This is a genomic window from Pseudomonas sp. PB106 (assembly GCF_009764645.1).
GTDB lineage: Bacteria > Pseudomonadota > Gammaproteobacteria > Pseudomonadales > Pseudomonadaceae > Aquipseudomonas.
Genome location: NZ_RWIM01000180.1, coordinates 1 through 1,244, shown reverse-complemented (window position 1 = coordinate 1,244; position 1,244 = coordinate 1). Strand labels below are relative to the sequence as shown.

Sequence of the window (1,244 nt, the reverse complement as noted above, 5' to 3'; positions counted from 1 at the left end):
GCTGCGATCTTTTGATCTGGCTTTTAAAAACCAACATCAAAAGATCGCAGCCTGCGGCAGCTCCTACATGGGAGCGGCGCATAGCTCGTCAATGTGGGACAATGCCCGCCACTTTCAGCCATACCCGAATCGACCACGCCCATGAACGCCCCCCGCACACCCAAACCTGCGCGCAAAAAGCCTGACACCGCGACCCCGGCCAAAGCCGTCGAGCCGCGTGAAAAGGCCAGCCTGCACCCGCGCAATCGCCATCAGGGTCGTTACGACTTCCCGGCGCTGATCAAAACCACGCCGGAACTGGCTAAGTTCGTGATCATCAACCCGTACGGCAAGGAAAGCATCGACTTCGCCAGCCCCGATGCGGTACGCGTGTTCAACCGGGCGCTGCTCAAGTCGTTTTATGGCATCCAGCATTGGGACATCCCTGCGGACTACCTCTGCCCACCGGTTCCGGGCCGTGCCGACTACGTGCACTTCCTCGCCGACCTGCTGGCCAGCATGAACGACGGCAAAGTCCCGCGTGGCGCGATCGTCAACGTGCTGGACATCGGCATGGGTGCCAACTGCGTTTATCCGCTGATCGGCAACAGCGAATACCGCTGGCACTTCCTCGGTTCGGAAATCGATCCGACCGCCGTGGCCGCTGCCAAAGCCATCGTTCAGTCCAACGATCTGAGCAAGGTGATCCAGCTCCGTCAGCAGGAAAACCGCAAGCACATCCTGATCGGCTTGCTGGAGCCCGGCGAACGCTTTGATCTGACCATGTGCAACCCGCCATTCCACGCCTCGATGGACGAAGCGACCAAGGGCAGCGAGCGCAAATGGCGCGCACTGGGCAAGGCCGATCCGAAGCGCAAACTGCCGGTGTTGAACTTCGGCGGTCAGTCGGCAGAGTTGTGGTGTGAAGGAGGCGAGGCGCGCTTTGTGACGCAACTGATCGCCGAGAGCGCAAACTTCCAGCACAAAGTGTTGTGGTTCAGCACCCTGGTATCGAAAGCGTCGAACCTTCCCGCGATCGAAACCGCACTGAAAAAGGCTGGCGTGCTGGAAAGTCAGGTGGTGGAAATGTCGCAGGGGCAGAAGCAGAGCCGCTTCGTCGCGTGGACCTTCCAGACCAAGTCGGAGCAGCAGATCTGGCGCCGCGAGCGCTGGGTTCGCTAAGCCTGCTCGGCCCCGTGTAGGAGCTGCGGCACGCTGCGATCTTTTGATCTTGATTGATTTTTGAACACAAGATCAAAAGATCG

1 protein-coding gene is annotated in these 1,244 nt (G+C 59.7%); it reads left to right on the top strand.

Annotated features, from left to right (window positions below; translation table 11 throughout):
* Positions 1-141: 141 nt before the first annotated feature.
* Entirely contained in the window at positions 142-1,161 is a 1,020-nt protein-coding gene (rlmF, locus tag EJA71_RS22990; RefSeq protein ID WP_158959803.1) for a 23S rRNA (adenine(1618)-N(6))-methyltransferase RlmF, read from the top strand.
* Positions 1,162-1,244: the final 83 nt, after the last annotated feature.